Origin of the sequence: Oceanobacillus sp. HCA-5259 (assembly GCF_037892815.1) — a bacterium.
GTDB classification, from domain to species: Bacteria; Bacillota; Bacilli; order Bacillales; family Amphibacillaceae; genus Oceanobacillus; species Oceanobacillus indicireducens.
In genome coordinates, this window is record NZ_JBBKBV010000011.1 from 57,140 (window position 1) to 82,339 (window position 25,200).

The 25,200-nt window shown below is 42.1% G+C and carries 22 protein-coding genes; 5 read left to right on the forward strand and 17 right to left on the reverse strand.

Features of this window, described 5'->3' with window-relative positions:
* Nucleotides 1-32: 32 nt before the first annotated feature.
* The 4 genes from ilvN to WKU33_RS08560 all read right to left on the reverse strand — a co-directional run bounded on the left by ilvN (nt 33) and on the right by WKU33_RS08560 (nt 5,658).
* Nucleotides 33-554: an acetolactate synthase small subunit gene (gene ilvN / locus WKU33_RS08545; protein WP_336252333.1), complete on the reverse strand. Its 522-nt coding sequence runs from the start codon at nt 552-554 to the stop codon at nt 33-35.
* The gene (gene ilvB, locus WKU33_RS08550) at nt 551-2,272 is read right to left on the reverse strand and encodes a biosynthetic-type acetolactate synthase large subunit (protein ID WP_340454139.1); all 1,722 of its coding nucleotides are present in this window, start codon (nt 2,270-2,272) and stop codon (nt 551-553) included. The genes ilvN and ilvB overlap by 4 nt, the downstream gene beginning before the upstream one ends.
* A 711-nt stretch (nt 2,273-2,983) precedes the next feature.
* Nucleotides 2,984-4,666, reverse strand: a complete 1,683-nt coding sequence (gene ilvD, locus WKU33_RS08555; protein WP_336252335.1) for a dihydroxy-acid dehydratase — start codon at nt 4,664-4,666, stop codon at nt 2,984-2,986.
* A 203-nt stretch (nt 4,667-4,869) separates the two neighbouring features.
* Nucleotides 4,870-5,658 (reverse strand): HAD family hydrolase, encoded by a 789-nt coding sequence (locus WKU33_RS08560; protein WP_156855017.1) that lies wholly within the window; start codon nt 5,656-5,658, stop codon nt 4,870-4,872.
* An 842-nt stretch (nt 5,659-6,500) separates the two neighbouring features.
* Between WKU33_RS08560 and WKU33_RS08565 the strand changes: the two genes are divergently transcribed.
* Both WKU33_RS08565 and WKU33_RS08570 read left to right on the forward strand, forming a co-directional pair.
* The gene (locus WKU33_RS08565; RefSeq protein WP_336252336.1) at nt 6,501-7,595 is read left to right on the forward strand and encodes a branched-chain amino acid aminotransferase; all 1,095 of its coding nucleotides are present in this window, start codon (nt 6,501-6,503) and stop codon (nt 7,593-7,595) included.
* A 124-nt stretch (nt 7,596-7,719) separates the two neighbouring features.
* Nucleotides 7,720-8,577, forward strand: a complete 858-nt coding sequence (locus WKU33_RS08570) for a YitT family protein (RefSeq protein WP_336252337.1) — start codon at nt 7,720-7,722, stop codon at nt 8,575-8,577.
* 14 nt (nt 8,578-8,591) lie between these two features.
* Here the strand turns inward: WKU33_RS08570 and WKU33_RS08575 are convergent, their stop codons facing one another.
* A complete protein-coding gene (locus tag WKU33_RS08575) occupies nt 8,592-9,554 on the reverse strand; it encodes a dipeptidase (RefSeq protein WP_336252338.1) in 963 nt (320 codons plus the stop codon).
* 277 nt (nt 9,555-9,831) lie between these two features.
* Here WKU33_RS08575 and WKU33_RS08580 point away from each other — a divergent pair, with 277 nt between their 5' ends.
* Both WKU33_RS08580 and WKU33_RS08585 read left to right on the forward strand, forming a co-directional pair.
* Nucleotides 9,832-10,827 (forward strand): YcjF family protein, encoded by a 996-nt coding sequence (locus WKU33_RS08580; protein WP_156854818.1) that lies wholly within the window; start codon nt 9,832-9,834, stop codon nt 10,825-10,827.
* 2 nt (nt 10,828-10,829) lie between these two features.
* Complete coding sequence (locus WKU33_RS08585; RefSeq protein WP_156854820.1) at nt 10,830-11,306, forward strand: GNAT family N-acetyltransferase; 477 nt, start codon at nt 10,830-10,832, stop codon at nt 11,304-11,306.
* A gap of 65 nt (nt 11,307-11,371) precedes the next feature.
* Here WKU33_RS08585 and WKU33_RS08590 read toward each other — a convergent pair whose 3' ends face one another.
* The 11 genes from WKU33_RS08590 to WKU33_RS08640 form a co-directional block, all read right to left on the reverse strand.
* Nucleotides 11,372-11,920 carry a GNAT family N-acetyltransferase gene (locus WKU33_RS08590; protein WP_336252339.1) on the reverse strand — a complete coding sequence of 183 codons (549 nt, stop codon included), beginning with the start codon at nt 11,918-11,920 and terminating at the stop codon, nt 11,372-11,374.
* A 520-nt stretch (nt 11,921-12,440) separates the two neighbouring features.
* Complete coding sequence (locus tag WKU33_RS08595; RefSeq protein ID WP_336252340.1) at nt 12,441-13,838, reverse strand: SpoVR family protein; 1,398 nt, start codon at nt 13,836-13,838, stop codon at nt 12,441-12,443.
* A complete protein-coding gene (gene yhbH / locus WKU33_RS08600; protein ID WP_156854826.1) occupies nt 13,835-15,004 on the reverse strand; it encodes a sporulation protein YhbH in 1,170 nt (389 codons plus the stop codon). Before yhbH ends, WKU33_RS08595 begins: the two co-directional genes overlap by 4 nt.
* Before the next feature lie 411 nt (nt 15,005-15,415).
* On the reverse strand, nt 15,416-17,311 hold the full coding sequence (locus WKU33_RS08605; RefSeq protein ID WP_156854828.1) for a PrkA family serine protein kinase: 1,896 nt from the start codon (nt 17,309-17,311) through the stop codon (nt 15,416-15,418).
* Nucleotides 17,312-17,546: 235 nt separating this feature from the next.
* Nucleotides 17,547-17,981: a hypothetical protein gene (locus tag WKU33_RS08610; RefSeq protein WP_336252342.1), complete on the reverse strand. Its 435-nt coding sequence runs from the start codon at nt 17,979-17,981 to the stop codon at nt 17,547-17,549.
* Nucleotides 17,982-17,990: 9 nt separating this feature from the next.
* The gene (locus tag WKU33_RS08615) at nt 17,991-18,815 is read right to left on the reverse strand and encodes an aldo/keto reductase (protein WP_336252343.1); all 825 of its coding nucleotides are present in this window, start codon (nt 18,813-18,815) and stop codon (nt 17,991-17,993) included.
* Nucleotides 18,816-19,156: 341 nt separating this feature from the next.
* Nucleotides 19,157-20,095, reverse strand: a complete 939-nt coding sequence (locus WKU33_RS08620; RefSeq protein ID WP_336252344.1) for an MBL fold metallo-hydrolase — start codon at nt 20,093-20,095, stop codon at nt 19,157-19,159.
* Between the two features lie 20 nt (nt 20,096-20,115).
* Entirely contained in the window at nt 20,116-20,889 is a 774-nt protein-coding gene (locus tag WKU33_RS08625) for an enoyl-CoA hydratase/isomerase family protein (RefSeq protein ID WP_336252345.1), read from the reverse strand.
* 12 nt (nt 20,890-20,901) lie between these two features.
* The gene (locus tag WKU33_RS08630; RefSeq protein WP_340454143.1) at nt 20,902-21,891 is read right to left on the reverse strand and encodes an NAD(P)H-dependent flavin oxidoreductase; all 990 of its coding nucleotides are present in this window, start codon (nt 21,889-21,891) and stop codon (nt 20,902-20,904) included.
* Between the two features lie 193 nt (nt 21,892-22,084).
* The gene (locus WKU33_RS08635) at nt 22,085-23,245 is read right to left on the reverse strand and encodes a toxic anion resistance protein (RefSeq protein ID WP_156854840.1); all 1,161 of its coding nucleotides are present in this window, start codon (nt 23,243-23,245) and stop codon (nt 22,085-22,087) included.
* Nucleotides 23,245-23,886 (reverse strand): 5-bromo-4-chloroindolyl phosphate hydrolysis family protein, encoded by a 642-nt coding sequence (locus tag WKU33_RS08640; protein ID WP_336252347.1) that lies wholly within the window; start codon nt 23,884-23,886, stop codon nt 23,245-23,247. The genes WKU33_RS08635 and WKU33_RS08640 overlap by 1 nt, the downstream gene beginning before the upstream one ends.
* A 185-nt stretch (nt 23,887-24,071) precedes the next feature.
* Between WKU33_RS08640 and coaW the strand changes: the two genes are divergently transcribed.
* On the forward strand, nt 24,072-24,872 hold the full coding sequence (gene coaW, locus WKU33_RS08645; RefSeq protein WP_336252348.1) for a type II pantothenate kinase: 801 nt from the start codon (nt 24,072-24,074) through the stop codon (nt 24,870-24,872).
* On the opposite strand, the gene WKU33_RS08650 is transcribed toward coaW, so the two are convergent.
* A complete protein-coding gene (locus WKU33_RS08650) occupies nt 24,804-25,163 on the reverse strand; it encodes a hypothetical protein (protein WP_336252349.1) in 360 nt (119 codons plus the stop codon). The genes coaW and WKU33_RS08650 overlap by 69 nt on opposite strands.
* Nucleotides 25,164-25,200 lie beyond the last annotated feature (37 nt).

A 25,200-nucleotide genomic window follows, 5' to 3' on the forward strand; every position in this document is an offset into this window, starting at 1 on the left:
TAAATCTTCCTCTCCTGATTTAATTTGTTTTTTTATATTGTAAGTGAGCTTACTTCAGCCACATAGGCTTTCGCTTGTTGGCCTCTAAGTAATGCTGTTACTCCTGTTCTAGCAATTTCTTTAATACCGAATGGTTTTAATAACAAGATGAACGCGTCAATCTTATCTGTTTTTCCAGTTACTTGGATGGTCATCGTTTCCTTACTGATATCAACAACCGTCCCACGGAATGGGTCAATCAGTCCTTGTATTTCAGCTCGCAATTGGCTGGTCGCTGTCACTTTCACTAATGCTAGTTCGCGAGCAACGACAGATTTCTCTGTAATATCGGATACTTTAATAACGTCAATTTGTTTGTGAAGCTGTTTCGTCAGCTGTTCAAGCTTATGCTCATCTTCCACATTAACGACGAAAGTCATTTTCGCCATTCCTTCTGTTTCTGATTCGCCAACGGTAATGCTTTCGATATTGAAATGTCGCTTTGAAAACATTCCGGTAATTCTATTTAAAACTCCACCGCGATTTTGAACGGTACAACTTATAATCCGCTTCACGGCTTCACCCCCACCATTTCGTTAATACCTTTTCCAGGTGCCACCATTGGAAATACTTTTTCTTTCCAATGAATTCTGAAATCAACAAGTACTGGACCGTCATAGGCGAAAACCTCTTCCAGTACACCTGGCACATCTTTTTCTTTATCGACGAGTACGCTACGGATACCGTAACCTTCTGCTATTTTCAAAAAGTCTGGATTTTGAGTTAATAATGAACTGGAATAACGCTCGCCATGGAACTCCTCCTGCCACTGCCTTACCATTCCAAGTGCTTCATTATTCACGATAAATACTTTAACCGGCAAATTACGTTCATGAATAACAGCTAGTTCCTGGATGGTCATCTGAATGCCGCCGTCACCGACAATCGCCACAACTAAATCATCTGGTCTACCAAGTTGTGCACCGATTGCTGCTGGTAAGCCGAAGCCCATCGTCCCTAACCCGCCGGACGTAAGCCAATTATGCGGCTTATTAAAAGCGTAGAACTGCGCGGCCCACATTTGATGCTGTCCAACATCCGTCGCGACAATTGCTTCTCCTTTTGACTTTTCACAGATTTGTTCAATCAGCCATTGCGGAGAAACCTGCTTCTCGCTCCGGTTATACCAATATGGGTAGTTGACTTTGTTTTCCATCAGCCGCGTTACCCACTCTGTCGTTTCCGGTTTTTTAATATCCATAGCGAGTAATGCTTGTAAGGCTGTTTTCGCGTCACCTACAATCGGTACGTCTGTGCGGATAATTTTCCCAATTTCTGCCGGGTCAATGTCAATATGTGCAACTTTTGCCCCTGGTGCAAAGTTTGCGACTTTTCCGGTTAAACGATCATCAAACCTTGCTCCGATATTGATAAGAAAGTCCGCTTCATAAATCGCCATGTTCGCAGTGTATGTTCCATGCATCCCGCCCATTCCAAGGAATAGCTCATGTTCGCCAGGGAAACTTCCAAGTCCAAGTAAGGTATTTACAACTGGAAGTTCATATTTTTCGACAAATTCCTGTAAATATGTTGCTCCATCTGAAAGTAACACGCCTGCTCCTGCCAAGAGGACTGGTCGTTCCGCTTTTTCAAGCAAGCTTGCTAACTTCTGCAGCTGTAATGCATTCGGTTTAACATTCGGCTGGTAGCCTGGTAATTCAATCGCGTTGCTCTCATTCCGGACAGCCAGTTCCGCTGAGATATTTTTCGGAATATCGATGAGAACCGGCCCTGGACGTCCTGTTGTTGCAATGTAGAATGCTTCATTGATGACTCGTGGTAATTCCTTTGCATCCTGGATTTGATAATTGTATTTCGTAATTGGGGTTGTAAGACCTAATACATCTGCTTCTTGGAAAGCATCTGTTCCAATCACTCCTTGCGCGACTTGCCCCGTAATGATAACTAGTGGCAAGGAATCCATCATTGCATCCGTAATTCCTGTGATCAGGTTAGTCGCTCCAGGACCTGACGTTGCAACGACTACTCCCGGCTTTCCTGTTACTCTTGCATACCCTTCTGCTGCATGGATGGAGCCTTGCTCATGGCGGCAGAGTACGTGTTCAAAGGGAAATTCGTGGCGAAACATCGCGTCATAAATCGGTAATACTGCACCACCTGGATACCCAAAAACTTTTTCGACTTTTGCTTCCACCAGGGCTTCAATGAGTAAATCAGCCCCCGTCACGAACTCCTTTCCTGCTTCCGTCTTCTGCCTAGCTTCAACCGCCATTCGTATACCTCCCTTATTTTTTAAAGAATTAGATATTTTAATATTAAAAAAGACGCTATTCACCCCACAACACGCCTAATTGCATGTATACTGGGGAGAAAAGCGTCTACTCTTCACGGTACCACCCATATTCACAGCACCCTTACGGATACTGTCTCATCAAGCTAATAGCAGCTTGATTGGATAACAGGTGCAATAGGATGCACCTGGCACAGCTTAATGAATCTTTTAAAGCAAGATCGTTCAGCTGGGCACTCGGAGATGATGTCAGAACAATTGGTACTTCTGGGCTTCCAGCAACCCCAGATCTCTGTTAGTACCAGGACCATGTTCCTTTATTCTCGTCATCGATTTTTAAGTATCAGATTTAGCATTTCATTGTGCACTATTAATTCCATTTCGCTCGGCTTCATGCCTTAAGCGGTTGTGCTTTATGATGTTGCCGTTTATCATACAACGTATTTTTTAAAAGGTCAACAGCTTTTTGTAAAGTTATTCGACACTTTTGATAAATCAAACACTTTGATTGCGCTTACATTATTGATTCAATCAACTTTTATATTTTTAAAAAATATTTTATTTTTTTCTGATAAAAAATTAAAACGGGACAGAGGGTCAGAGCACTTGTCCCACATGGGACAAGTGCTCTGACCCTCTGTCCCCCAATACGAAAAAAATGATCCGGGAATTCCCGGATCATTTTCAGGTGGGTTATCTATTTAGGTAATCGGTAACGGCACCTCGAGAGGCACTTGTAACATTATGTGCGTATTTCCCTAGTGCACCTTTTTTGTAAAGAGGCGGTGCAACCCACTTGCTGCGACGGGCCTCGAGTTCTTCTTCGCTCACTTCGAACGTAAGCTCCATGTTCACCGTATCAACTGTAACGGAATCGCCTTCTTCAACTAGCGCAATTGGTCCACCAACTTGTGCTTCTGGCGCAATGTGACCAACTACAAGCCCATGAGTACCTCCTGAGAAACGTCCATCCGTTAAGAGGGCAACTTTTTCACCGAGGCCTTTCCCAACTAGAATACTAGATAGCGATAGCATCTCCGGCATTCCTGGACCGCCTTTTGGTCCGACATAACGGATAATTAGTACGTCACCTTCTTTAATTTTATCGTCCATTACGGCTTGAGTTGCCTCTTCTTCCGTGTTAAATACACGTGCTGGACCAGTATGTTGTTTTACTTTAACTCCTGACAATTTCGCAACCGAACCTTCTGGAGAGAGATTCCCTTTTAGGACGACTAATGGTCCGTCTTTTCGCTTTGGATTGTCTAGTGGCATAATAACTTCTTGTCCTTCTGACAAATCTGGAACATCTTTTAAGTTTTCCGCTAATGTTTTTCCAGTTACGGTGAGACAATCTCCGTGCAGATAACCATTTTCAAGAAGCAACTTCATTACTGCCTGTACACCGCCCACGTTATATAAATCCTGAAATACAAATCTTCCGCTCGGTTTCAAGTCGGCAAGATGAGGTACTTTTTTCTGAATACGTGCGAAGTCATCAATCGTAAGGTCAACTTCAATCGCATGAGCAATCGCAAGTAAGTGGAGAATTGCGTTCGTTGAGCCACCAAGTGCCATAACGATTGTAATTGCATTTTCGAATGCTTCTTTCGTCATAATGTCTTTCGGGTAAATCCGTTTTTCAATCAAATTATATACAGCTCGTCCTGCTTCCTTCGAGTCGATTCCTTTCTCTTTAGATACTGCAGGATGGGAAGAGCTACCTGGTAAACTCATACCGAGCGCTTCAACTGCTGATGCCATCGTGTTGGCAGTATACATTCCGCCACAGGAACCGGCTCCCGGACAAGCAGCACATTCAATCTGTTTTAGCTCCTCGTCACTGACATCCCCTTTATTATTTTTTCCAACACCTTCAAAAACAGATACGAGGTCAATGTCTTTTCCGTTCAGATTACCCGGTGCAATCGTACCTCCATACACGAAAACAGATGGGATTTCCGCATTTGCTATTGCGATCATACATCCTGGAATGTTCTTGTCACATCCTCCAAACGCGACAAGTCCGTCCATATTCTCCGCTCCGACAACTGTTTCAATCGAGTCTGCAATAATTTCCCGGCTTGGAAGCGAGTAGCGCATCCCTTGTGTTCCCATGGATATTCCGTCTGAAACAGTAATCGTATGGAATAAGAACGGAACTGCTCCTGCTTCCCGAACACCCTCTCTTGCTTCTTTAGCTAATGCTCCGAGGTGTACGTTACATGGTGTGACATCACTTTCTGTATCAGCAACCCCGACCATCGGTTTTTTGAAATCTTCATCGGTTAAACCTACCGCACGAAGCATCGCCCGGTTCGGTGCACGCGTTTTTCCATCAAATGCCTGGCTTTTAATTCTTAGATCCTTTGACATTCCCTCTCCACCTTTCATTTTCGAATAATTATATGACTAACTTTCAAATAGTTCAATGTATAAATTTGTTTTTATGTATAGAAAAGAGTCATAAAATGCGGACAACTCAACATTTTCGATAATTCCGTAAACATTTTTCGGAAATAAAAAAGCAAGGATACAACTAGTCCATTATAGTTATATCCAAGCTGATGTGTGAACGTTTATTTATTTAATTTCTCCAATAGCGGAACAAGGTCCATAAGTGCGTTGATTTCGTGATCGGGTTGAACTTGGCCAGGTTTCGTATCTTTGCGGTTGATCCAGATGGATGTGATCCCCGTTTGTAACGCACCGAGTATATCCGTGTTCAAGTTATCACCAACCATGATAACCTCTTCTTTCTCTTTCTGCACAAGCTCCAATACATGCTCAAATATTGCCACATCCGGCTTTCCTTTGCCAAACGCTCCGGAAATTACAATCTGTTCAAAATACGGCACAAGAACCGGTGTCAAATCAAGTTTAATATTTTGCAGAGCTGGCGAACCATTTGTTAATAAAACAAGTTGGTATTTCCCTTTTAAAGCATCGAGTAACTGTAATGTATCGTCATAGAGGGCTGCCGTTTTCTTTCTGTTGGCAGGGAATGCTTCACCAAGTTCTGCTCCAAGTTTTGCGTCATCAATTCCAAGGTCGCTCAATCCTCTTGTCCAGGCTTCTTTCCGGTACCCCGGGACTAGCTTATAAAGTTCCGGGAACATGCCGCCTTCATCCGGAAACTCCCCCCATAAGCCTTCAAATGGGTTAATCCCAATCATTTGGGTAAATTCATATGTAGGATAAGATGCATAAATTTCTCGTGCATTTGCCCGAACACGTTTCTCCAATTCCAGGGAGTCCAGGTCATATTTTTCCTGTGCCATCTTACATGTTGCTTCAAATGCATCTTGCACACTCTTCTCATCCCAGAGTAAGGTATCATCCAAGTCAAATATAATCGTCTTAATCACCATTCGTTCTCCCTTCAAATCAATAAGCTAATCTTAATCAACTTTCACACCTTAAAAATCAAATTACAAACCTGCCAATTACTTTCATTCAGCGTAAGTGTCTGGTTTGTTAACTAATTATGGCGTTCTAATCGCCGTTCAGTTGCCCGGTGGACGGATGCGCATCCTATCCTAAGGCACAGCCGAAGCCTCGACGCACAGGACGTTAATGTCAGACGTTGCCACATACGAGAACATACGAGAGCGAACTTAGTCTGCCTTGGGCTGAGAACTAAGGGGTCTCCGGATTCGTGCTATTCCCGCTGAAGTCACCGTCCACCGGGCAACTGAACTGGTAGAGAGAATTATTATTAATGGAAAATATCCCACCATGATAGTGTCCTCTTACTAAAATGAAAAATAGTGCTCCAAATTTGGCCTTTCCCCGGAGCAGTCCAGACACCTCGAGACTCCAGCAGGAGGATAGGCCTAGGTGAGACCCCGCAGCACGCAAAGCGTGCGAGGAGTAACCCGGCCGCCTGCGGAAAGCTAGGGGTGTCTGACTGCGGACTTCCAGAAGAAAGTTGCACTTACGCTGATTGATAGTAATCCACTGTTTCATGCTACGAAGGTTGGATAACCTTACTTTAGCATAAAACGCAACTTTATTCAGGGAGTTATGTGTTCAACTGGATGATGATAAAACAGTGATTTTTTTATCGAATAAATATAAACTGCGATTGAACGCCTAAATAACACTTCCACGTTAACACAAAAAAATAAAGAATCAAAAAATTCTCTTGCTAAAATCAGAAAAATCGCTTATCATTAAGGGAAACTTTGTTGAATAAGGAGATAGAGATATGGAAGTACAGTCAATACAAGTCGAGAAAAATACAGCACCTAAGGAAAAACCTATGACTGATCAATTAGAATTTGGCAGAGCCTTTACGGATCACATGTTTGTAATGGATTATTCCGATGAGCTTGGATGGCATAATGCTAAAATTCAACCATATCAGCCGCTTTCGATTGATCCTTCTGCAATGATATTCCATTACGGCCAGTCCGTATTTGAAGGATTAAAAGCATTCCGTACCGAATCAGGTGAGGTCCAGCTGTTCCGACCTACAAAAAACTTTGAACGCATGAATAAATCTAATGAACGGCTTGTTATTCCAGAAATTGACGAAGAATTTGTCTTGCATGCATTAATAAAACTAGTTGAAATCGATAAGGATTGGGTGCCGGGTGCAGATGGTACTTCCCTCTATATTCGCCCGTTTATCATTGCAACAGAACCATTTCTAGGTGTCGCACCATCCCGAAATTATAAATTCATCATCATTCTTTCACCAGTTGGTTCCTATTACAAAGAAGGTATCAATCCCGTGAAAATCGCAGTTGAAAGTAAATTTGTCCGTGCTGTTAAAGGCGGAACAGGTGAGGCTAAGACAGGTGGAAACTATGCAGCAGGGCTAAAAGGTCAGGAGGATGTAGCAAAAGACGGCTATTCCCAGGTACTTTGGCTTGATGGGGTTGACAGGAAATATATTGAGGAAGTCGGCAGTATGAACGTCTTCTTCAAAATTAATGGTGAAGTCATCACACCTGCGTTAAATGGCAGTATTTTACCTGGAGTTACCCGTGATTCTGTTCTTCAATTGCTCCAACATTGGAACATCCCAGTATCTGAACGAAGAGTGAGCATGCAGGAACTTGCAGATGCCCACGCGGATGGAACGTTGGAAGAAGCATTTGGCTCTGGAACAGCCGCAGTTATTTCACCGATTGGTTTGCTTTGCTGGGATGGTAAAGATTATCCTATCAACAACGGAGAAACCGGTGAACTCTCTAAGAAAATATATGATACGATAACTGGAATCCAGTACGGTAAACTTGAAGATCCATTCAACTGGAACATACCAGTAACACAAAAAGCAAAAGTAAATCAATAAGATATATACTCTTCAGCCGCCTTTGTGCTGGAGATTTTTTATTTCTTTCCTTCAACTATTTACGCCTTAGCCTGTGAATGGTAAAGTAGATACGGTCATAATAATTTAGAAAGGAAACACTTTGATGCAAAATCAAAATCAACTTATTCAGTATTTCTATATTATTTTCGGGGCAACTATTGTCGGGGTAACGTACAATATGTTCTTACTACCCGCAAAGCTTGCCGCCGGAGGAATTTCTGGGGTAGCTACTTTACTTTTTGAAATGTACGAACTCAGTCCTGGCCTGACCCAATTTGCAATCAACATCCCAATTTTCCTGATTGGCTGGCTTACGATGGGAAGTGACTTCGGGTTAAAAACGTTGGTCGGAACATTTTGGGTCCCTTTTATCATCTATTTGACTCAAGATATCGCGATTACGGTTACTAACCCTTTACTAGGTGCCATTTATGGCGGGCTCCTTCTCGGCGTTGGGTTGGGAATTGTTTATAAAGGAAATGGCTCTACCGGTGGGACGGCTGCTCTCGCGCAAATTATGAAACGCTTCACGAATCTGTCGGATGGCTATGCTCAATTAATCGTTGATGGTCTCGTTGTCACTACTTCCATATTCGTCTTCAGTCTCGAACTAACATTGTTCGCTTTGATGACAATTTTCATATCAAGCAAGGCAATCGACTTTGTACAACTGCGTACATCTGCAACGAAGCTTATCCTTATCATTAGTGAGGAAGAAGAAAAGATTCAGCAAATCATTAGAGAGGAAATTGACCGGGGGCTAACAAAAGTCCGTACAGTCGGCGGTTATTCTAACGAGGATAAAACAATGCTGCTTTGTGTGACAGAACAACATGAGGCTGTCGAATTAAAGAAAATCTTGCAAAAAGAAACACCGAATGCATTTGTCATCTTCCTGAATGCTTCTGAAATTCTTGGACGCGGCTTTTCCATTGATAAATATTATGGACAAAAATTATAGAAGCTCAGGGGGGATTACCCATGAGCTTCTATTTTTTTAGTATGATTCATGAAGTTATCATAGGCAAATCCCTTAACGATTTCTTCCGGGTAGGATTTAAGTAGTTCGTTGATTAAATTCTGGTATTCACCAGCATGAGAGAGACGATCGACAAAGCTGCTTATTCCATCAAAATCCGAGCCAAAGCCAAGATATTTCTCACCACCAAGGGAGCAGATATGATCAATATGCCTGATCAAGTCCAAGATTGATGCTTCTTCACTATTTTCCCGGATAAATGGCGGATTGAAAACTATATGGATAAAACCGCCTTTTCCAATCAGCGCTTGTATCGCTTCATCCGGAAGATTACGCGGATGATTACAGATTGATCTGGCATTGGAATGGCTCGCAAATGGATAATCGGCATGTTCCAACACATCCCAGAAAGCTTGATCAGATAAATGGGAAACATCCGTTAGTATCCGGTTCTCATTATTAAGTGCAACAACCTCTTTTCCAAATGCAGTCAGCCCAGCCCCGCGCACTTCCCCTGCCCCATCAGCACAAAGGTTGGCATAATTCCATGTTAGTCCAACGGATAATACTCCAAGCCGGTAAAGCGTTCTCAGCTTCGTCAAATCATTCCCGATGCACTCAGCACCTTCGAGTGTAAGAACGGCACCAATTTCCCCTGGTTTTAAATTATCAATTTCGGTAAAACTTCTAATATGCTTCATTTCGGGATTTTTCCCGATAATTTCTGAATGGAACATATCAGCCTGTTCCAGCGCATGCTGCCATTGTTCATCAGTTGGTATATCAGGGTAAATAAATATAGCGAAAAATTGTACACGTACTCCACCCTTTTTTAAGCGCAGCATATTTGTTTCCAGTTCTGGAGATGTGCGAAAGTTAAGCGGTGTATCACAATCAATACGTCTTTTCGTATGTTGCAATTTTAATAGGGCATCACAATGGGTATCGATAATTTTCACTATTACTCTCCTCTCAACGATAGTACATCCAGTTTAAACCTGAATAGAGCATTCGACAAGAAAAGTTATTTTCTATCAAAAAAGTTAATTGTCTGATAAAGTGAAACTTCATCAGTGGGTTCCCTTACCTCCCCACTTAATGTTAGTTAAACAGAATCAGGGATTCACGGACTGTATATCCCCCCACCTTCACATATTGGGTTTCCCTCATGTTTAGAGGAAGGGGTATTACAGACCGTTAATACGTGATAAAATAATACAAAGGAGTGTGATTTGCTTGCAGCAATACAATGAAAAAGATTTTAACCAAGCATTTGAACATGAAACAAAAAAGGTCAATGCAGAACTTGAGAAAGAGATTTTGTTTGCAATGATCGGTGATGTAAACACGGGTAAGTCATCCACCATTAATCAGCTGATTGGTGATGAAGTTGCCGAGGTCGGCGCAAGACCTGGCGAAACAACAGGAATCGACCGCTATGTATACCGTGATAAAATCATCTTTGTCGATACCCCTGGTTTAGATGATATTGAAGCAAAGCACTCGGAAGAAACATTAAAATTTTATAAAGAAGCGGATGTCGTGCTCTTTTTTCTAAACGCAGCAGGAACGGTCCTCTCTGAAGGGGAATTACGATCCTTTGAAATCATTCGAAAAGCAAATAAAGACATCCTTTTCGTCCTAAATAAAATTGATGCAGCAGACGATATTCCAGAACTCGTCAACTATATTAAAAAGCATACGGGTTCCCGGTCCAAGGTGGTGCCTATTTCCTCAAGGACTGGAGAGAATATCGACAAACTGCGTAATGAGATTTTGGATATCCTGCAAAAAAAGCATAAAGAAGTCCAATTTGCGCGGCTAATCAAGGAAAAAGCGTCAACAGCAAATAAATGGATTCTCACAGCAGCCGGTTCAGCAACAGCTGTTGGAGCTGCGCCGATTCCTGGTTCTGACTTTGTACCTTTAACTGGTATCCAGGTTGGACTGATGGTAAGGCTTGCTACATTATATGAAAAGCCTCTATCAAAAGCGAAAGCAAAGGAATTAATCTTAGCGACAATTACCGGGAATATCGGAAAAACATTGTTCCGACAAGTCGTTAAATTCGTACCAGGTGCAGGCTCTGTTGCTGGCGGAAGTATTGCCGGCGGAATGACACTCGCCCTAGGATATGCTGTAAAGTATGCCTATGAAAATGATATGGAACTTGATGCGAAGACACTTCGATCATTGTATGATTTCTTTAAAGAAAAAAAGCAAAGGAGTTAATTATGCAGATTCGCACCATCCAGGCAAAAGACAATAAAAAAATTGAAGCAATCATTAAGCAATCACTCGAGTCCGAGAACTTAAATATTCCGGGAACCGCTTATTTTGACCCTCACCTTGGTGAGCTTTACCAATTTTATCAAACGGAGCCAAATGCAAATTATTGGGTTGTTGTTGATGAAAACGATGAGGTACTTGGCGGCATTGGTATTGGCCCCTTTGGCAACCACGTTGGTGTGGCGGAACTTCAGAAGCTCTATCTTGCACCAGTTGCACAAGGACGAGGTTTCGCAAAAAAACTGATGCAAACAGCGCTAGAATTTGCTAGCAAACATTACACCCAATGCTATTTGGAGACATTCAAATCCCTTTCCGCAGCAAACCATTTATATGAAAAGTTTGGTTTTGTGAAGCTTAAAAAACCGCTCTCTGGCTCAGAACATAATGCATGTGATTGCTGGTACTTAAAGGAATTATAATGTAGCTGGGACTAGCCTTAATGGATTTATGTCCCAGCCTCCAGTTCTTTTTCCACTTGAAACAGTTAACGAATGATAGCATACATTTTAATATCTCGATTTCTCCCCTTGATTACTCGTGCTTTCCGGAGTGTCCCTTCGTATTGTAATCCCGCCTTTTCCATAACACGGTAGGAGCCGACATTTTCCGGCAAGCAGACTGCTTCGATACGGACGAGATTCATTTGTTCGAAACCGAATTGAATGACACGCTTCACAGCTTCGGTCATAAGCCCTTTCCCCCAATAATCACGATGGAGCACATAGCCGATTTCAGCTACTCTGCTAGCCGGTTTCCAATTAACAAAGTCGATGGTACCAATCATTTCGCTATTTGGCTTATATTCAATCGCCCACGGAGCAATTTCCCCTTTTTCATACCTCCCTAGTACAAAATTTAAAAAAGCCTCTGTATCTTGAAGGGATTCATGTCGTTCCCACGTTACAAACTTGCTCACTTCTGCATCACCGCCGTAAGCATTCATCGCTTGCAAGTCCGTTGATCTTACTTTTCTTAACCGAAGCCGTTCTGTTTCCAATGTAGGTAAATTATTATATATATCTTGAACTCGCATTGCCTTCTCCCCCCTGCCTAAATGTTGGGGATTATTATACCACACAAAGGCGCAAGCGCCCTAATGGGAAAATAGTTCCCTAGTTGTTTTCCTATTAAAGTAAGAAGAATATGCTAATGGGAAAATTAACCCCAGTTGTTTTCCGATTGAAGTAAGGTGAACGTGATGATGGGAGAATAAACCTTAGTTGTTTTCCCTTTGATGTAAGGTGAACATGCTGATGGGAGAATAAACCCTAGTTGTTTTCCCTTTAAAGTAAGATGAACATGCTGATGGGAAAATAAACCCAGTTGTTTTCCCTTTAAAGTAAGATGATCGATTGGAGGAGTGTGAAGTTTGGGACTGCGCACTTCTCGCCCCGCCAAAAGATCTGCTAGTTGCTGGGTGCAGAGCGGACGTGGCTAGCCCCGGATACCTAAGTAATCATAGCATTTTATTTTATAGTTTCTTATACCACAAAAACAGAACAGTCAAAGCCGGAAATTGCATATCTCGCAATCCGGCTTGACTGACAATAACATTATAAAAATTTCTTTTTAACATCTTCGCCGTGACAACTGAAGCGGATATCACGGTCTTCTACAATCGTTTCAAGATGGACAGGTCTGCCCCAAAGTTCATAAATATAAGGTAATACATGTTCAAGATAAGGTAGGTCAAGTTCGGTTCCCTCGTAGTGGTGCATAAGGTATAGCTCTCCGTTCCGGCTATAGTCGCCATCCACTACTGTGATATATGGAAATCCACCATTGACCCGCATAGAAACAAGTTGATTGCGGACTTGTTCATATTCCTTTGTAGAAACCCGGTAATCCCTTCCCTTTTTCTCAAACAGATACATATCCTCGCGCTCCACAATTTCCTTTGTTAAATAATTGCGGATGAAGGAAATATCTGATTCTATTTCACGAACTTCAAAGATTTTCTCCCGTCCGCTTCCAGGTTTCACACCGCGGGCAAGCATCTTCTCCGTCGGGTTGTTGTACCTTTCCTCAATATCTTCAAACATTTTGACTCCTAAATAATACGGGTTGATCGATGTGCGAGAAGGTTGCAGGACTCCCGCATTTAATGTTGCATATTCAATCGTATCGGCGCTCGTTAAGTCAAGCTCGCGCATGATGCGCTGATGCCAATACGATGCCCAGCCCTCATTCATGATTTTCGTCTCAAGCTGCGGCCAGAAATAGAGCATCTCTTCCCGGAGCATCGTTAAAATATCACGCTGCCAATCATCGAGTTCCCGGCTATGCTGTTCGATAAAATAAAGTAAATCCTTTTCAGGCTGTGGCGGAAATTTCTTCCGTTCCCTTCTAACAATAGGCTTTTCTTTTTCTACTTCATCTAGTCCCCATAAATCATCATAGGGTATAGGCTTTCGCTCTGGTTTTGTTTCTACCTCTTCATAATCTTGTTCCCCACGCATCAAGGACGGGTCGATATGCTCCTGAATGGCGAGCACCCGGTCGAGGAAATCCTCGACCTCTTTTTTGCCGTACCGCATCTCGTAAGCTGCGATTCGCTCTGCTGTCGTAGTCATACTCTCCACCATGTCCCGGCGTGTATTAGAGAACCTGACATTGTTCTTGAAAAAGTCGCAGTGGGCGAGAACATGAGCAATTATCATTTTATTTTGTACAAGTGAGTTTGTATCAAGTAAAAAAGCATAACAAGGATCAGAATTGATAACAAGCTCATAAATTTTACTTAAACCGAGGTCATATTGGAGCTTCATTTTATGAAACTGTTTACCAAAACTCCAGTGACTAAAACGAGTCGGCATCCCATAAGCGCCAAAGGTATATATAATATCTGCCGGACAAACTTCATAACGCATCGGGTAAAAATCGAGTCCGAAACCTTCTGCAATTTCCGTAATCTCCTGGATTGCATATTCCAATTCCTTACTCTCTATCAACGAGACCCCTCCCTCGTCTTCACCCGTGAGAAAAAGGTTTTTAGTGCGGGATACACATCTTGTTTCTCCCGAAGCTGGTAATAGCGGAAGTTAGGATGTTTTATCGTCTGGTACGTGTTCATCAATGTTGAATAACGGTTATAGCTATTTACCTCCCCGTAACCGAACATTTGCGACACATCCAGTAACTCATCAACTAATTGCAGACACTTTACATTATCTGATGTGATATTCTCCCCGTCCGAAAAATGAATCGGATAAATATTATAACGGGACGGCGGATACTTCTCTTCAATCAATTCCAGTGCTTTTATATAGGCGGAGGAACAAATCGTCCCACCGCTCTCCCCCTTGGAGAAAAAGTCATCCTTTGACACAACTTTTGCCATCGTATGGTGCGCAATGAATTCAAATTCAACCGTCTGATATTTTTTAATTAAAAAGCGGTTCATCCAGAAAAAGAAACTGCGCGCCATATACTTTTCAAATGTTCCCATAGACGCACTTGTATCCATCATCGCAAGGACTACCGCTTTCGATTCATGCTTCACTTCTTCATTCCATGTTTTAAAACGTAAATCATCCGGATGAATCGGCGTGATACTTGCCTCGCCTTCTGTTGCATTCCGCTTCAAAGCAGATAAAATCGTCCGTTTCTTATCAATATTCCCCATGAGACCTTTTTTTCGAATATCATTGAACTCAATATTCTCCGTTACCATTTCTCCCGTTTCTTTTTCCGCTAAGTTCGGCAGTTCCAGCTCTTTTAATAATGCAGCTTCAATATCAGCGAGGGAGACCTCCATCTCATAAAAATCTTCTCCCGGCTGATCACCTGGTTTCTCCCCGCCGCCTTTTCCATCCTCACTTCCTGAGCGGGCGATCACATCACCGACCTGACTCTCTCCATCCCCTTGGCCGACATGTTTTGTTTTATCATGGTTATAACGGATTTTATATTCATCCAGGGAGCGGATTGGAATTTTTACAACCTTCTTACCATCAGAAAGAATAATGTTCTCCTGACTGATTAAATCGGGTAGGTTGTTTTTTATAGCTTCCCGGACCTTTTCTAAATGACGTTGCTGATCCTGATTGCCTTTACGATGGAGAGACCAATTTTCCTTGGAAACGATAAATTGCTGCTTATTTGGCTTTTCTCCCATCTTTCTCCTCCTTCATATCCCTTTCAAAATGAATACTGCTTGTTATATCCTATTCATCTTCAGGATCAATTGCTTCCCCCCATAACCCAACTTTCATATCCAAAAAATATCACTCTCATTCAGCGTAAGTGCAGCTTTCAACTGGAGGTCCGCAGTCCAGACACCTCTCGCACCGGCGCACGGTGACTCCTGCGGGAATAGCACGTGTCCGAAGACCCCGCAGGAAGCGAACTTTTTCCGAGGCAGACTTAGATCGCCACGTCCTGTAGCAACGTCTGCATTAGCACGTCTTGTGCGTCGAGGTTAAGGCCGTGCCCACGGAAAGCATCCGTTCGCCGGGAAACTGAACGGCGATTAGAGTTTCGGAATAATTGAACGTTTAAAACACTTATGCTGAATGAGAGTTTAATCTTAACGGTTCAGTAGGCTCCCGACATATCGGAGCAGTTCGTTGGCAGAGGTAGAGTTATAGCCGTATTCATCAATGAGTCTCGCGATGACTTCATTCACTTTTTTCAGCTGATTTTCATCCGGTGTCTGGGAGGTTGTTGTTATTTTCACGACGTCTTTTAAATCTGCGAACAATTTTTTCTGAATCGCTTCCCGGAGCCGTTCATGCGAACTATAATCAAATCGTTTTCCTTTACGTGCATAGGCAGATAAACGAATTAAAATTTCTTCACGGAAGGCTTTCTTCGCATTTTCCGAAATTCCAATCTGCTCCTCAATCGATCGCATGAGCTTTTCATCTGGGTTCATCTCTTCTCCTGTCAATGGGTCACGCAGCTTATTCTTGTTACAATAGGCCTCGACATTATCGAGATAGTTATCAAGCAAAGATTTCGCTGATTCTTCATAAGAATAGACAAATGCTTTTTGGACTTCATTTTTTGCGATTTCATCGTATTCCTTCCTGGCGACAGCAATGTAATTCATATATTTCTCCGCATCTTCCCTCGAAATCGCTGGATGTTGATCAAGCCCATCTTTCAAGGAACGAAGTACATCTAACGCATTAATTGACGGAACTTCTTTACGGATGATGGCAGAAGAGATTCTGTTGATTACATAGCGCGGATCAATTCCGGACATCCCTTCATCTTGATGCTCACGCCCGAGCTCTTCAATATCAACTTGGTTAAATCCTTCAACATTTTCTCCATCATAAAGACGCATTTTCTTCACGAGATCGATTCCCTGCTTTTTCGAATCCTTCAAACGAGTCAGTATGGAAAAAATGGCTGCAACCCTTAATGCGTGCGGAGCAATATGAACATCTGCTATATCGCTTTCCATGATCATCTTTTCATAAATCTTTTCTTCTTCACTCACTCGGAGATTATACGGGATTGGCATGACGATGATTCTTGAATGAAGCGCTTCGTTCTTTTTATTGGCGATAAATGAGCGGTACTCCGTCTCATTCGAGTGGGCTATAATCATCTCATCCGCCGAGATTAATGCGAATCTTCCCGCCTTAAAATTCCCTTCCTGTGTTAACGATAGTAAGTGCCATAAAAATTTCTCATCAGACTTCAATATCTCCTGAAACTCCATCATTCCACGGTTTGCCTTATTCAATTCACCGTCAAAGCGATATGCCCGCGGATCGGATTCCGACCCGTATTCCGCAATCGTTGAAAAGTCGATGCTTCCGGTTAAATCGGCAATATCCTGGGATTTCGGATCGGATGGACTGAATGTCCCAATCCCAGTCCGTTTATCTTCTGAGAAAAAGATTCGTTCCACACGTACATCTTCAATTCGTCCATCATATTCTTTCTCAAGTCGCATCGTGTTAAGTGGAGACAAGCTCCCTTCAATCCGGATACCATATTCATCCTGGAAATCTTTACGCAGATGTGGCGGAATTAAATGGAGCGGATCTTCATGCATTGGACATCCTTTAATCGCATAAACAGCACCTGCATCTGTACGGGTATATTCTTCCAATCCACGTTTTAACAGGGTTACAATCGTAGACTTTCCGCCACTCACTGGACCCATTAGTAATAAAATTCGTTTTCTAACATCCAAACGCTTAGCTGCCGGGTGAAAATACTCCTCCACGAGCCGCTCAATCGCCTCTTCTAATCCGAATATATCATCCCCGAAAAAATGATAGGTTTTCCTGCCATTTTCTTCGGTGAATCCTTTATCTTTAATCATATTATATATACGGGAGTGAGCAGATTGAGCGACATGGGGTCTCTCTTTGACAATCTCAAGATACTCGGCAAACGTTCCTTCCCACCGTAAACGACTTTCTTCTTCGCGGTACGCTCGAACTTTATTTATAATTTCCATAGTTACTCCCTCCATGATAGCGGCGATTTATATATCCTATGCCGGACAGGAAGTTAACATTACCCCGGAATGAGAAAGAACCGCCAGAACGAGTATCTTACTACTTCGTTCCGGCGGCCCTGATATACTTGGTTAAGGCTTGACTAGTTTTTTATCACGTATTAACGGTCTGTAATACCTGATTCTGTTCAACTAACATTCAGTGGGGGGAAGGAATTCCCCACTGAATGAAGTTTCACTTTATAGATTCATTGTAATATTCGTTGGTAACTTTTTCGGCTTCGACAATTTCGTATTGGCTCGATGTTTTCAGGACGACCCAGGTCATGATATCTTCTCCACCTGCATCGTTCACAACGTAATGCCAGCGTTCTTCATACATCTCGTCCAATTCTTCCACAATTTCGGGATTCAATCGTTTGCGAGTAAGTTCAATTGCGTTTAAAAGTTTAACCCCTTCTACACTACGGACTTGAACCGCCAGTTCTTCTACTAGTTCCTCAATCGGATGCTCGCTTAAAAATTCTTCACTGAAATAAGCTGCCACAGCTGCTTCATTTTCCATTAGTGCCTGTCCGTACATATCCTCCACAACAGAAACCGATGCAGGGTTAAAACATCCTGTTAAAAGAAAGACAGAACTAACTAACAAAGCAGTAATTTTTCGCATGCCATTACCTTAGAAATCATCTGGATTGGAACCGGTACGTTCATTTTTGTTCATGCCAGCAATTTGTTCCACTTCTTCTGCAGTAAGCTTGAAATCAAAGATATCCGCATTTTCAATCATTCTGTTTTTATTAATCGATTTTGGAATTGTCATAACATCCTGGTCCAAATCCCAACGTAAAAGTACTTGGGGTACTGTTTTTCCATACTTTTCGGCAATATCAACAAGTAATGGCTCATTGAAAATACGACCCTTTTTGAGTGGAGACCATGCTTGCATTTGAATATCATTTTCTTTACAGAAAGCTAATACATCACGTTGTGTCAGATGTGGGTGGAATTCTATCTGGTTCACTACCGGTTTCACTTCTGCATCTTTTAGCAGCTCTTCCATATGATGGACATGGAAGTTACTGACACCGATAGCTCGCACCTTTTTATCCCGGTAAAGCTTTTCGAGTGCTCTCCATGTATCTTTAAATTTTCCTGATACTGGCCAGTGAATAAGATAAAGGTCAAGATAATCGAGTCCTAACTTTTCCAAAGATTCATCGAAAGCTTGCAATGTAGATTCGTATCCTTGTTGATCGTTCCAAACTTTAGATGTAACGAAAATTTCATCCCGAGGGATTCCGGAATCCTTAATTGCTTGTCCGACACCTTCTTCATTCCCATAAACGCTCGCAGTGTCAATCAGACGGTAACCGACAGATAGTGCATCCCTAACGGCATTAATTACAGTATCACCGTCTTCTACTTTAAATACACCGAGTCCGAATCCAGGCATCTTCACTCCATTATTTAATGCGACTGTATCTTGCAAGTTATTAATCATCGTTATCCTCCCATTCATTACTTCTATCGTCTTCTATCTTATCATTATTTTCTTACTTCTAACAAATTGAATGAAAGGGAAAAAATATCGTATAAAGCTGAAAAATTATTATAAGAGCATCTGCCGCTCCGGAAATATACGTTGAGTATCTTGGCGGGTAAAGGCTATCGGCCCGTGGGTCTCACTATGCCGGCCGACGAAGACGAACGGGGCGTTCTAATGTCGTTGCCCGCCACAGGAGTTGAATGTGCTTAGTCGCCCTTTTGCTGGAGTCTCCATATATTTCCGGCACTGATCAGCAATGTTATTCTTGTTTTCTTCTATATTAAAATAGTTGTGACTCAACTTCGATATACATAAACTCCCCCTTGTAGTTCCCTTATGCATTCTCCTTTTAGGCGGAGATATTCTAGGTGAGCGAGGGTTTCACCGATTGCGAACCGTGTTTCATGGATATTTAATTGTTTATTGAAAAGCTTTTCGCATGCCTCGTAAACCGTGCAGCCTGTTTGAATAATTTCGTGCAAAGCAGCGAGTCTTTCGTCGTGATGTGCTTTTAATTCAAGCACCCGCAAGTGCCCGTCATGAAATGGTTTCCCGTGTGAAGGGATAATAAAGTCGACCTCAAGTGCAGCAATTTTATCCAAAGAATCGAAGTAACTCGCGAGCGGATTCGGGTCACCATGGAACCAATGGGAAATGTTTGGTGTAATCTTCGGTAAAATATGATCCGTGCTAAGAAGTGCATTTTTTTCCATATTATAAAAGGTGACAAGCCCTTCCGAGTGACCCGGTGTAAAAATAACTTCATATTCATATTTTCCGAGAACAAGCTTTTCCCCTTCTTCTAAATAATGCCCGACGGTCGGATATGGTTGTACCCTTGGGACAAATTCTTCCGTATTCTCAATCATCTGCCGCGCAACTTGTTCCGGTATTCCGGATAACGTATAATATTTCCCGAGTTCGCTGAGCAATCCTTCTTCCCAGCTGTACAGCCCATTTTCCGCATCGATTTGGGACATGGACACCTGGGGCCCATACTTCTCTTGAAAAGCTCCCGCATACCCGTAATGATCTGGATGATAATGGGTAATAATCAAATCAGTGACCTCTTTGCCCGCAAGCTCTTCTTCCCAACGTTTCACCGTCTCCTTATTATGAAGACCAACGTCAATGACTTTATAGCCATCCACTCCTTCTGCAAGGAAGCAATTCACATGGTTCAGGCGAAATGGCAAGTCAAGCCGAATAAGTCGTAAACCATATTCTTCTAACATTTACATCAACACCTTTCGCCTCAATTACCTTTAAAGTTTGGTTTTCGCTTTTCAAAAAACGCTGCAATCCCTTCTTTATTATCTTCAGATTGGAGGAGCAGTGTCTGAATTGCTGTTTCTTGTAAATCACTCGTTTCATAATTCAGCTGCTCAGCATGGTTCACGAAATGCTTCACAAACCGATTCGCAAGCGGAGGACCATCTACAATAAATTGGGCATACTCAGTTGCTTCCTCCATTAGATTTTCTTTGGCAACATGATTAACAAGCCCCCAAGCTTTCAGTTCATCCGCAGATACAGGTTTTGCTGAAGAAAGCCATTCTTTTACAAGCGGATGCGGGACATTATCTGTTAAGGCCTTCATCAGCCCAAGGTCGGGAATCAGTGCAATATTTGAAAAGCTGCTAATGAATGTTGCTTTGCTCTCCGCTACAATAAAGTCTGCCGCCATTGCAATACTAAACCCAGCTCCAGCAGCAAAGCCATTCACAGCCGCAACAACATACGTATCCATCTTACGGATTATCTGGACGACTTCGAGCGCCCGCCTCATATACTTCATAATGGAAGCGGATTTATTTAAGGTGTGAAGTGTTTCTAAATCACCGCCAGCTGAAAACCCTTTTCCCTCACCTGATAAAATGACAGCACGAATTGCTTGATCCTCATCTGCATCTTTTAGGGCGGCAATTACGTCATTTACAAGTTCGATGGATAAGGCATTCCGCTTATCCGGCCGGTTCATTGAAATATAAGCGATACTATTTTCTTTTGTTACTTTTACTAACCCCATACTCTCTCCCCCTCATTTCATTCGCTGGACGGTTTCGTGATATTCATTTGCGATTTTTTCTTTAGCTTTTAAATATTCTTCCCGAAGCTCATTTGTTATCTCCTTTACCGTCAGCTCCTTTTTAATCGGGCCAACTCCCTGACCTGCCCCCCAAACATCACGCCATGCTTTCACATCGGGATTACCGAGCTCAGAAAAATCTATTTTTCCTTTTTCAGGAAGCTGTTCTGGGTCAAGACCAGCATTTACAATACTCTTCGTCAGGTAATTAGCGTGAATTCCGCTAAATGCAGGCGTGTACGTAATATCTGAAACTGAAGAATCAATAACAAGCTTTCGATATTCATCCACAGCACTGCTTTCTTCTGCGACGATAAACTTAGTTCCGAAATAGGCAAGATCAGCACCAAGTGTCTCGGCAACGAGGATGTCCTCCCCCTTCGATAACGTTCCTGCTAAAGCGATAGGCCCATCGAAATTTTCACGGATCTCATGCATAAAAGCAATCGGATTCAACCTGCCACCATGCCCGCCTGCTCCGGCAGCAACAAGGACAAGTCCGTCACTTCCTTTTTCTAAAGCCTTCTTCGCAAATTTCATATCGATGACGTCACTAAGAACGACTCCACCGTATTCCTTCACAATTGCTACCACGGGGCTCGGATCTCCCAGTGACGTAATGACAAGTGGTGGTTGATATTTTTCGATTAACGCAAGATCTTCTGTAAAGCGTTTGTTCGAACGATGACTAATAAAATTGATTCCCCATGGGGCAGTTTCTTCCCCGTTTTCTTCTTTTAACTGTTGCAAGCCATCTGTAATTTCTTGCATCCAGTCATCTAACTGTTCGGTTGTGCGTGCATTTAATGCTGGAAACGTCCCGATAATTCCCGAACCGCATGCTTCAAGCACCATTTTTGGATTGGAAATGAGAAACATTGGTGCCATGATGACCGGTAGTTTAACCCCTTGCAGCAATTTTTTCGTTGCTTCATTTGTCATGAAATATACTCCTCCTCTAACATCTCTTTCCTTGAGTGAATGTTCATTCATTCCTTTTCAAAAAAAATAGAATTGGTCAAATCTATTCTTCTTGTATTATTCTAATTCTAAATTTTCATATTTTTAATGTCAAGTGATTACGCGTAAAAAAGAGAACAGGGGCATTGGAAAAATCCAACTGACCCTGTTCTTTTTATTTCAACTCTAATAATTTCTGCTTCATTTCTTCTTCCATTACAATCATTTCTTTTTCAGCTTGTTGGCGCTTCTCTCTACCTTCTGCTTGAATTGTAAGTGTTTCTTCGATGGTAGAAATCAAATCTTCCTGCGTCTTCTTCAATGTTTCAATATCGACAAGTCCACGTTCATTTTCTTTTGCCGTCTCAATTGTATTCGTTCGTAAGAGCTCGGAGTTTTTCAACATGAGATCATTTGTTGTTTCAGAAACGAGTTTTTGAGCTTCAACGGCATTTCTCTGACGCAGCAAGGTTAGTGCAATTGCAATTTGATTTTTCCATAGTGGGATTGCAGTTAAGATTGATGATTGAATCTTTTCCACTAGTGCCTGGTTCGTATTTTGAATGAGCCGAATCTGCGGTGCGCTTTGAATCGTAATTTGTCTGCTTAATTTCAGATCATGCGTCCGCTTCTCAAGACGATCGGTAAATTGAATCAAGTCATTTACTTCCTGAACCATCATTTGATTTTGACTTGCTTCCGCTTTCTCTCTCAGAGCGGGAATTTCTTTTGTCCGGAGCTCAGCAATCTTCACTTCTCCAGCAGCAATGAAAACATTCAATGCATCAAAGTATTCCTTGTTTTTCGAGAATAGCTGTTCCAATAATTTATTATCCTTCGTGAGCTCGTCCTTCCCCCGGTCAAGCTTTACACTAATTCGGTCAATTTGTGCACCAGTCTTTTGATAATTAGAAAGAACTTGATTCACTGAATTAGATACCCGATTGAAAATCTTGGAAAGAAACCCACGGTTATCTGTCCGCAAATCGTCCGGATCTACTTGTTCGAGCTTTTTCATCAGATCGGATAAAATGCCACCAATTTCGCCGATATCACTATTTTTTACATGGTCCAGCATGTCATGGGAAAAATCCATTAGCTTAGACTGTGCTTCCGTACCGTATAAAGATACACTCTGAAGATTTTGCGGGTCGATTTGTTCTGCAAGCTGCAAAGCTCGCTTCCTCTTATCTTCCGGCAATACATCGATGAGTTTCTTTTCGGTTACTTCCTTCTCTGTCTCTATTTCGCTAATTTCCTTGTCAATAGAGTCGCTGCCGAACGGATTCGCCAACAGCTCGTCCAATTCAAATTCATTCTTCTTCTCTTCGGCCATCAGATAACCCTCCCATTTGTTTTCTTCGGTTTTTGTAATGTCTTTTTCGCTACGTCAAGCTCAAAATGTAATGTATCGACATCATCATTCAGCATCTCGCGTAGGTCTTTATTTACGGTTTGACCAAGAACGATAATGGTATGTCTGGAATCCCGCATCGTTTCGCTCATTTCACGGGATTTCACTTGCTGTTTGGATAGGTAGGCATATTTTTCCGCAATTTCAACTAACGAATCAAGATGTTTATAATAAAAAGCTTCCGCCTTAAAAAATCTCCATGGTTCCCGTTGCGTATTCGTATAAATCCTTTTTACGGTACGAAGAATTTCAAAATTCTCCTTCGCATTCCCAAAGTGACGGACTTGAAGAAAGGCGCGCTGCAGTCGGATAACTTTTGCTTTCGCTTCTTTCAAGTTCTCGGAAATGAATTTATATTCCTTCCTTGTCAGCCCTTGACGCTTCGCATAGCGCGAAATCTGTATATGTTTTACAGAATAATAGGTGACTACACCACCGACAATAGCGTATGTCGTTGATAGGAGAATAACTTGTGTAAAGGCGAAAAAACTGATCAACCAGATCACCCCTGTTGCAGTGAAAGCCGCCGCCTGTCGTAAAACAAAGTCGAAAAATGCTTTCATTTCATCACTCCTATAATAAATTACACGGCCTGTATGGATACTCAACCATTAATACGATAAAACCAAGTATAAAGTTTCACTTAAATCTATTTTACCTAACTTGACGAGAAATAACTACACTTAGATAATGACAATTAGATGTTTGGTTAGAGTTTTTAAATTCATTATTTTAGGAGATGAATGGGATGCAACGAATTGGAATTGATGCTGGCGGATCGTTAATCAAGCTTGCTTATGTAGAACGAGAACGGTTACATGTTAAAACTTACCAATACCCGGAAAAAGATTCCATCATGAATTGGCTCCATATGCTCGCACCACAAGTCCATGTTTACGGAACGGGTGGAAGATGGCAGGATGTATCACGTATCATTCGGCAATCAACCGAAACGGTAGAGGAATTTCCCGCTATTGTCCGGGGCGCAGATTATTTATTGAGCAAAGAGGTCGGATCACCAAAGGAATACATTCTCGTAAATATTGGTACGGGGACTTCAATTTTCCACGTCTATAATGGATCCTTCGAAAGGGTGATAGGAAGCGGAATTGGTGGTGGTACATGGATGGGAATCGGCTCCCTTCTAACAGGTAATGAGAAAAGTTTCCAAGAACTTGTCGAACTGAGCGCGGCTGGAAATCATCTACAAGTCGATTTGCTTGTAAAAGATATATACGGCGAGCAACAAGCTCCCCTCATACAAGAACTAACGGCTGCTAATTTTGGTAAACTAGGGCTGTTAAAAACTAGTACACACGCTGATCAACTGCATGCTCTAACACAACTGATCGGTGAGGTCATTTTATCCCTTGCGAGTACCGTCATGCAAAGTAAAAATGTAGGGAAAGTTGTTTTTATCGGTAGCACCATTCAAGGGAATAAACCGCTGCAGAATGTACTGACAAGCTTTCAAGAAATGTTAGCGTATGAGGCGATATTTTTGGAGATGGGGGCTTATGCCGGTGCCATTGGGGCCATGCTGGAATAGCTGGCTCTTCTCTCTTAATTCACCAATTAATGTATTACTCTTTTTCCGTTGCCGGTCCGCTAGACCGGCTAATTCTATTAAAATAATCGGTTCATTATTTCTTACTGTAAGCAGCAACCAGCTATCTTCAGTAATAATATGGTCAAAACGTTCGGTGGAAATAACGAGCTCATCGCCTTTCTGTTCTAGTAAAACAACAGCCTTTCCCCCTTCGATTCGATCTACTACACCAATTTCAGGAATGGCGTGCTGCCCAGAAAATAATAAATAAATAATTAGCCATATGTTCATAATACACCTCCTCGAATCGAAACAGTCGGATGAAAAA

What these genes read in the sequence shown, in the direction of transcription:
- ilvB (WP_340454139.1), bottom strand. Translation starts at nt 2,272, where the DNA reads ATGGCGGTTGAAGCTAGGCAGAAGACGGAAGCAGGAAAGGAGTTCGTG.
- ilvD (WP_336252335.1), bottom strand. Translation starts at nt 4,666, where the DNA reads ATGTCAAAGGATCTAAGAATTAAAAGCCAGGCATTTGATGGAAAAACG.
- WKU33_RS08565 (WP_336252336.1), top strand. Translation starts at nt 6,501, where the DNA reads ATGGAAGTACAGTCAATACAAGTCGAGAAAAATACAGCACCTAAGGAA.
- WKU33_RS08570 (WP_336252337.1), top strand. Translation starts at nt 7,720, where the DNA reads ATGCAAAATCAAAATCAACTTATTCAGTATTTCTATATTATTTTCGGG.
- WKU33_RS08585 (WP_156854820.1), top strand. Translation starts at nt 10,830, where the DNA reads ATGCAGATTCGCACCATCCAGGCAAAAGACAATAAAAAAATTGAAGCA.
- WKU33_RS08590 (WP_336252339.1), bottom strand. Translation starts at nt 11,920, where the DNA reads ATGCGAGTTCAAGATATATATAATAATTTACCTACATTGGAAACAGAA.
- yhbH (WP_156854826.1), bottom strand. Translation starts at nt 15,004, where the DNA reads ATGGGAGAAAAGCCAAATAAGCAGCAATTTATCGTTTCCAAGGAAAAT.
- WKU33_RS08605 (WP_156854828.1), bottom strand. Translation starts at nt 17,311, where the DNA reads ATGGAAATTATAAATAAAGTTCGAGCGTACCGCGAAGAAGAAAGTCGT.
- WKU33_RS08610 (WP_336252342.1), bottom strand. Translation starts at nt 17,981, where the DNA reads ATGCGAAAAATTACTGCTTTGTTAGTTAGTTCTGTCTTTCTTTTAACA.
- WKU33_RS08615 (WP_336252343.1), bottom strand. Translation starts at nt 18,815, where the DNA reads ATGATTAATAACTTGCAAGATACAGTCGCATTAAATAATGGAGTGAAG.
- WKU33_RS08620 (WP_336252344.1), bottom strand. Translation starts at nt 20,095, where the DNA reads ATGTTAGAAGAATATGGTTTACGACTTATTCGGCTTGACTTGCCATTT.
- WKU33_RS08625 (WP_336252345.1), bottom strand. Translation starts at nt 20,889, where the DNA reads ATGGGGTTAGTAAAAGTAACAAAAGAAAATAGTATCGCTTATATTTCA.
- WKU33_RS08630 (WP_340454143.1), bottom strand. Translation starts at nt 21,891, where the DNA reads ATGACAAATGAAGCAACGAAAAAATTGCTGCAAGGGGTTAAACTACCG.
- WKU33_RS08635 (WP_156854840.1), bottom strand. Translation starts at nt 23,245, where the DNA reads ATGGCCGAAGAGAAGAAGAATGAATTTGAATTGGACGAGCTGTTGGCG.
- WKU33_RS08640 (WP_336252347.1), bottom strand. Translation starts at nt 23,886, where the DNA reads ATGAAAGCATTTTTCGACTTTGTTTTACGACAGGCGGCGGCTTTCACT.
- coaW (WP_336252348.1), top strand. Translation starts at nt 24,072, where the DNA reads ATGCAACGAATTGGAATTGATGCTGGCGGATCGTTAATCAAGCTTGCT.
- WKU33_RS08650 (WP_336252349.1), bottom strand. Translation starts at nt 25,163, where the DNA reads ATGAACATATGGCTAATTATTTATTTATTATTTTCTGGGCAGCACGCC.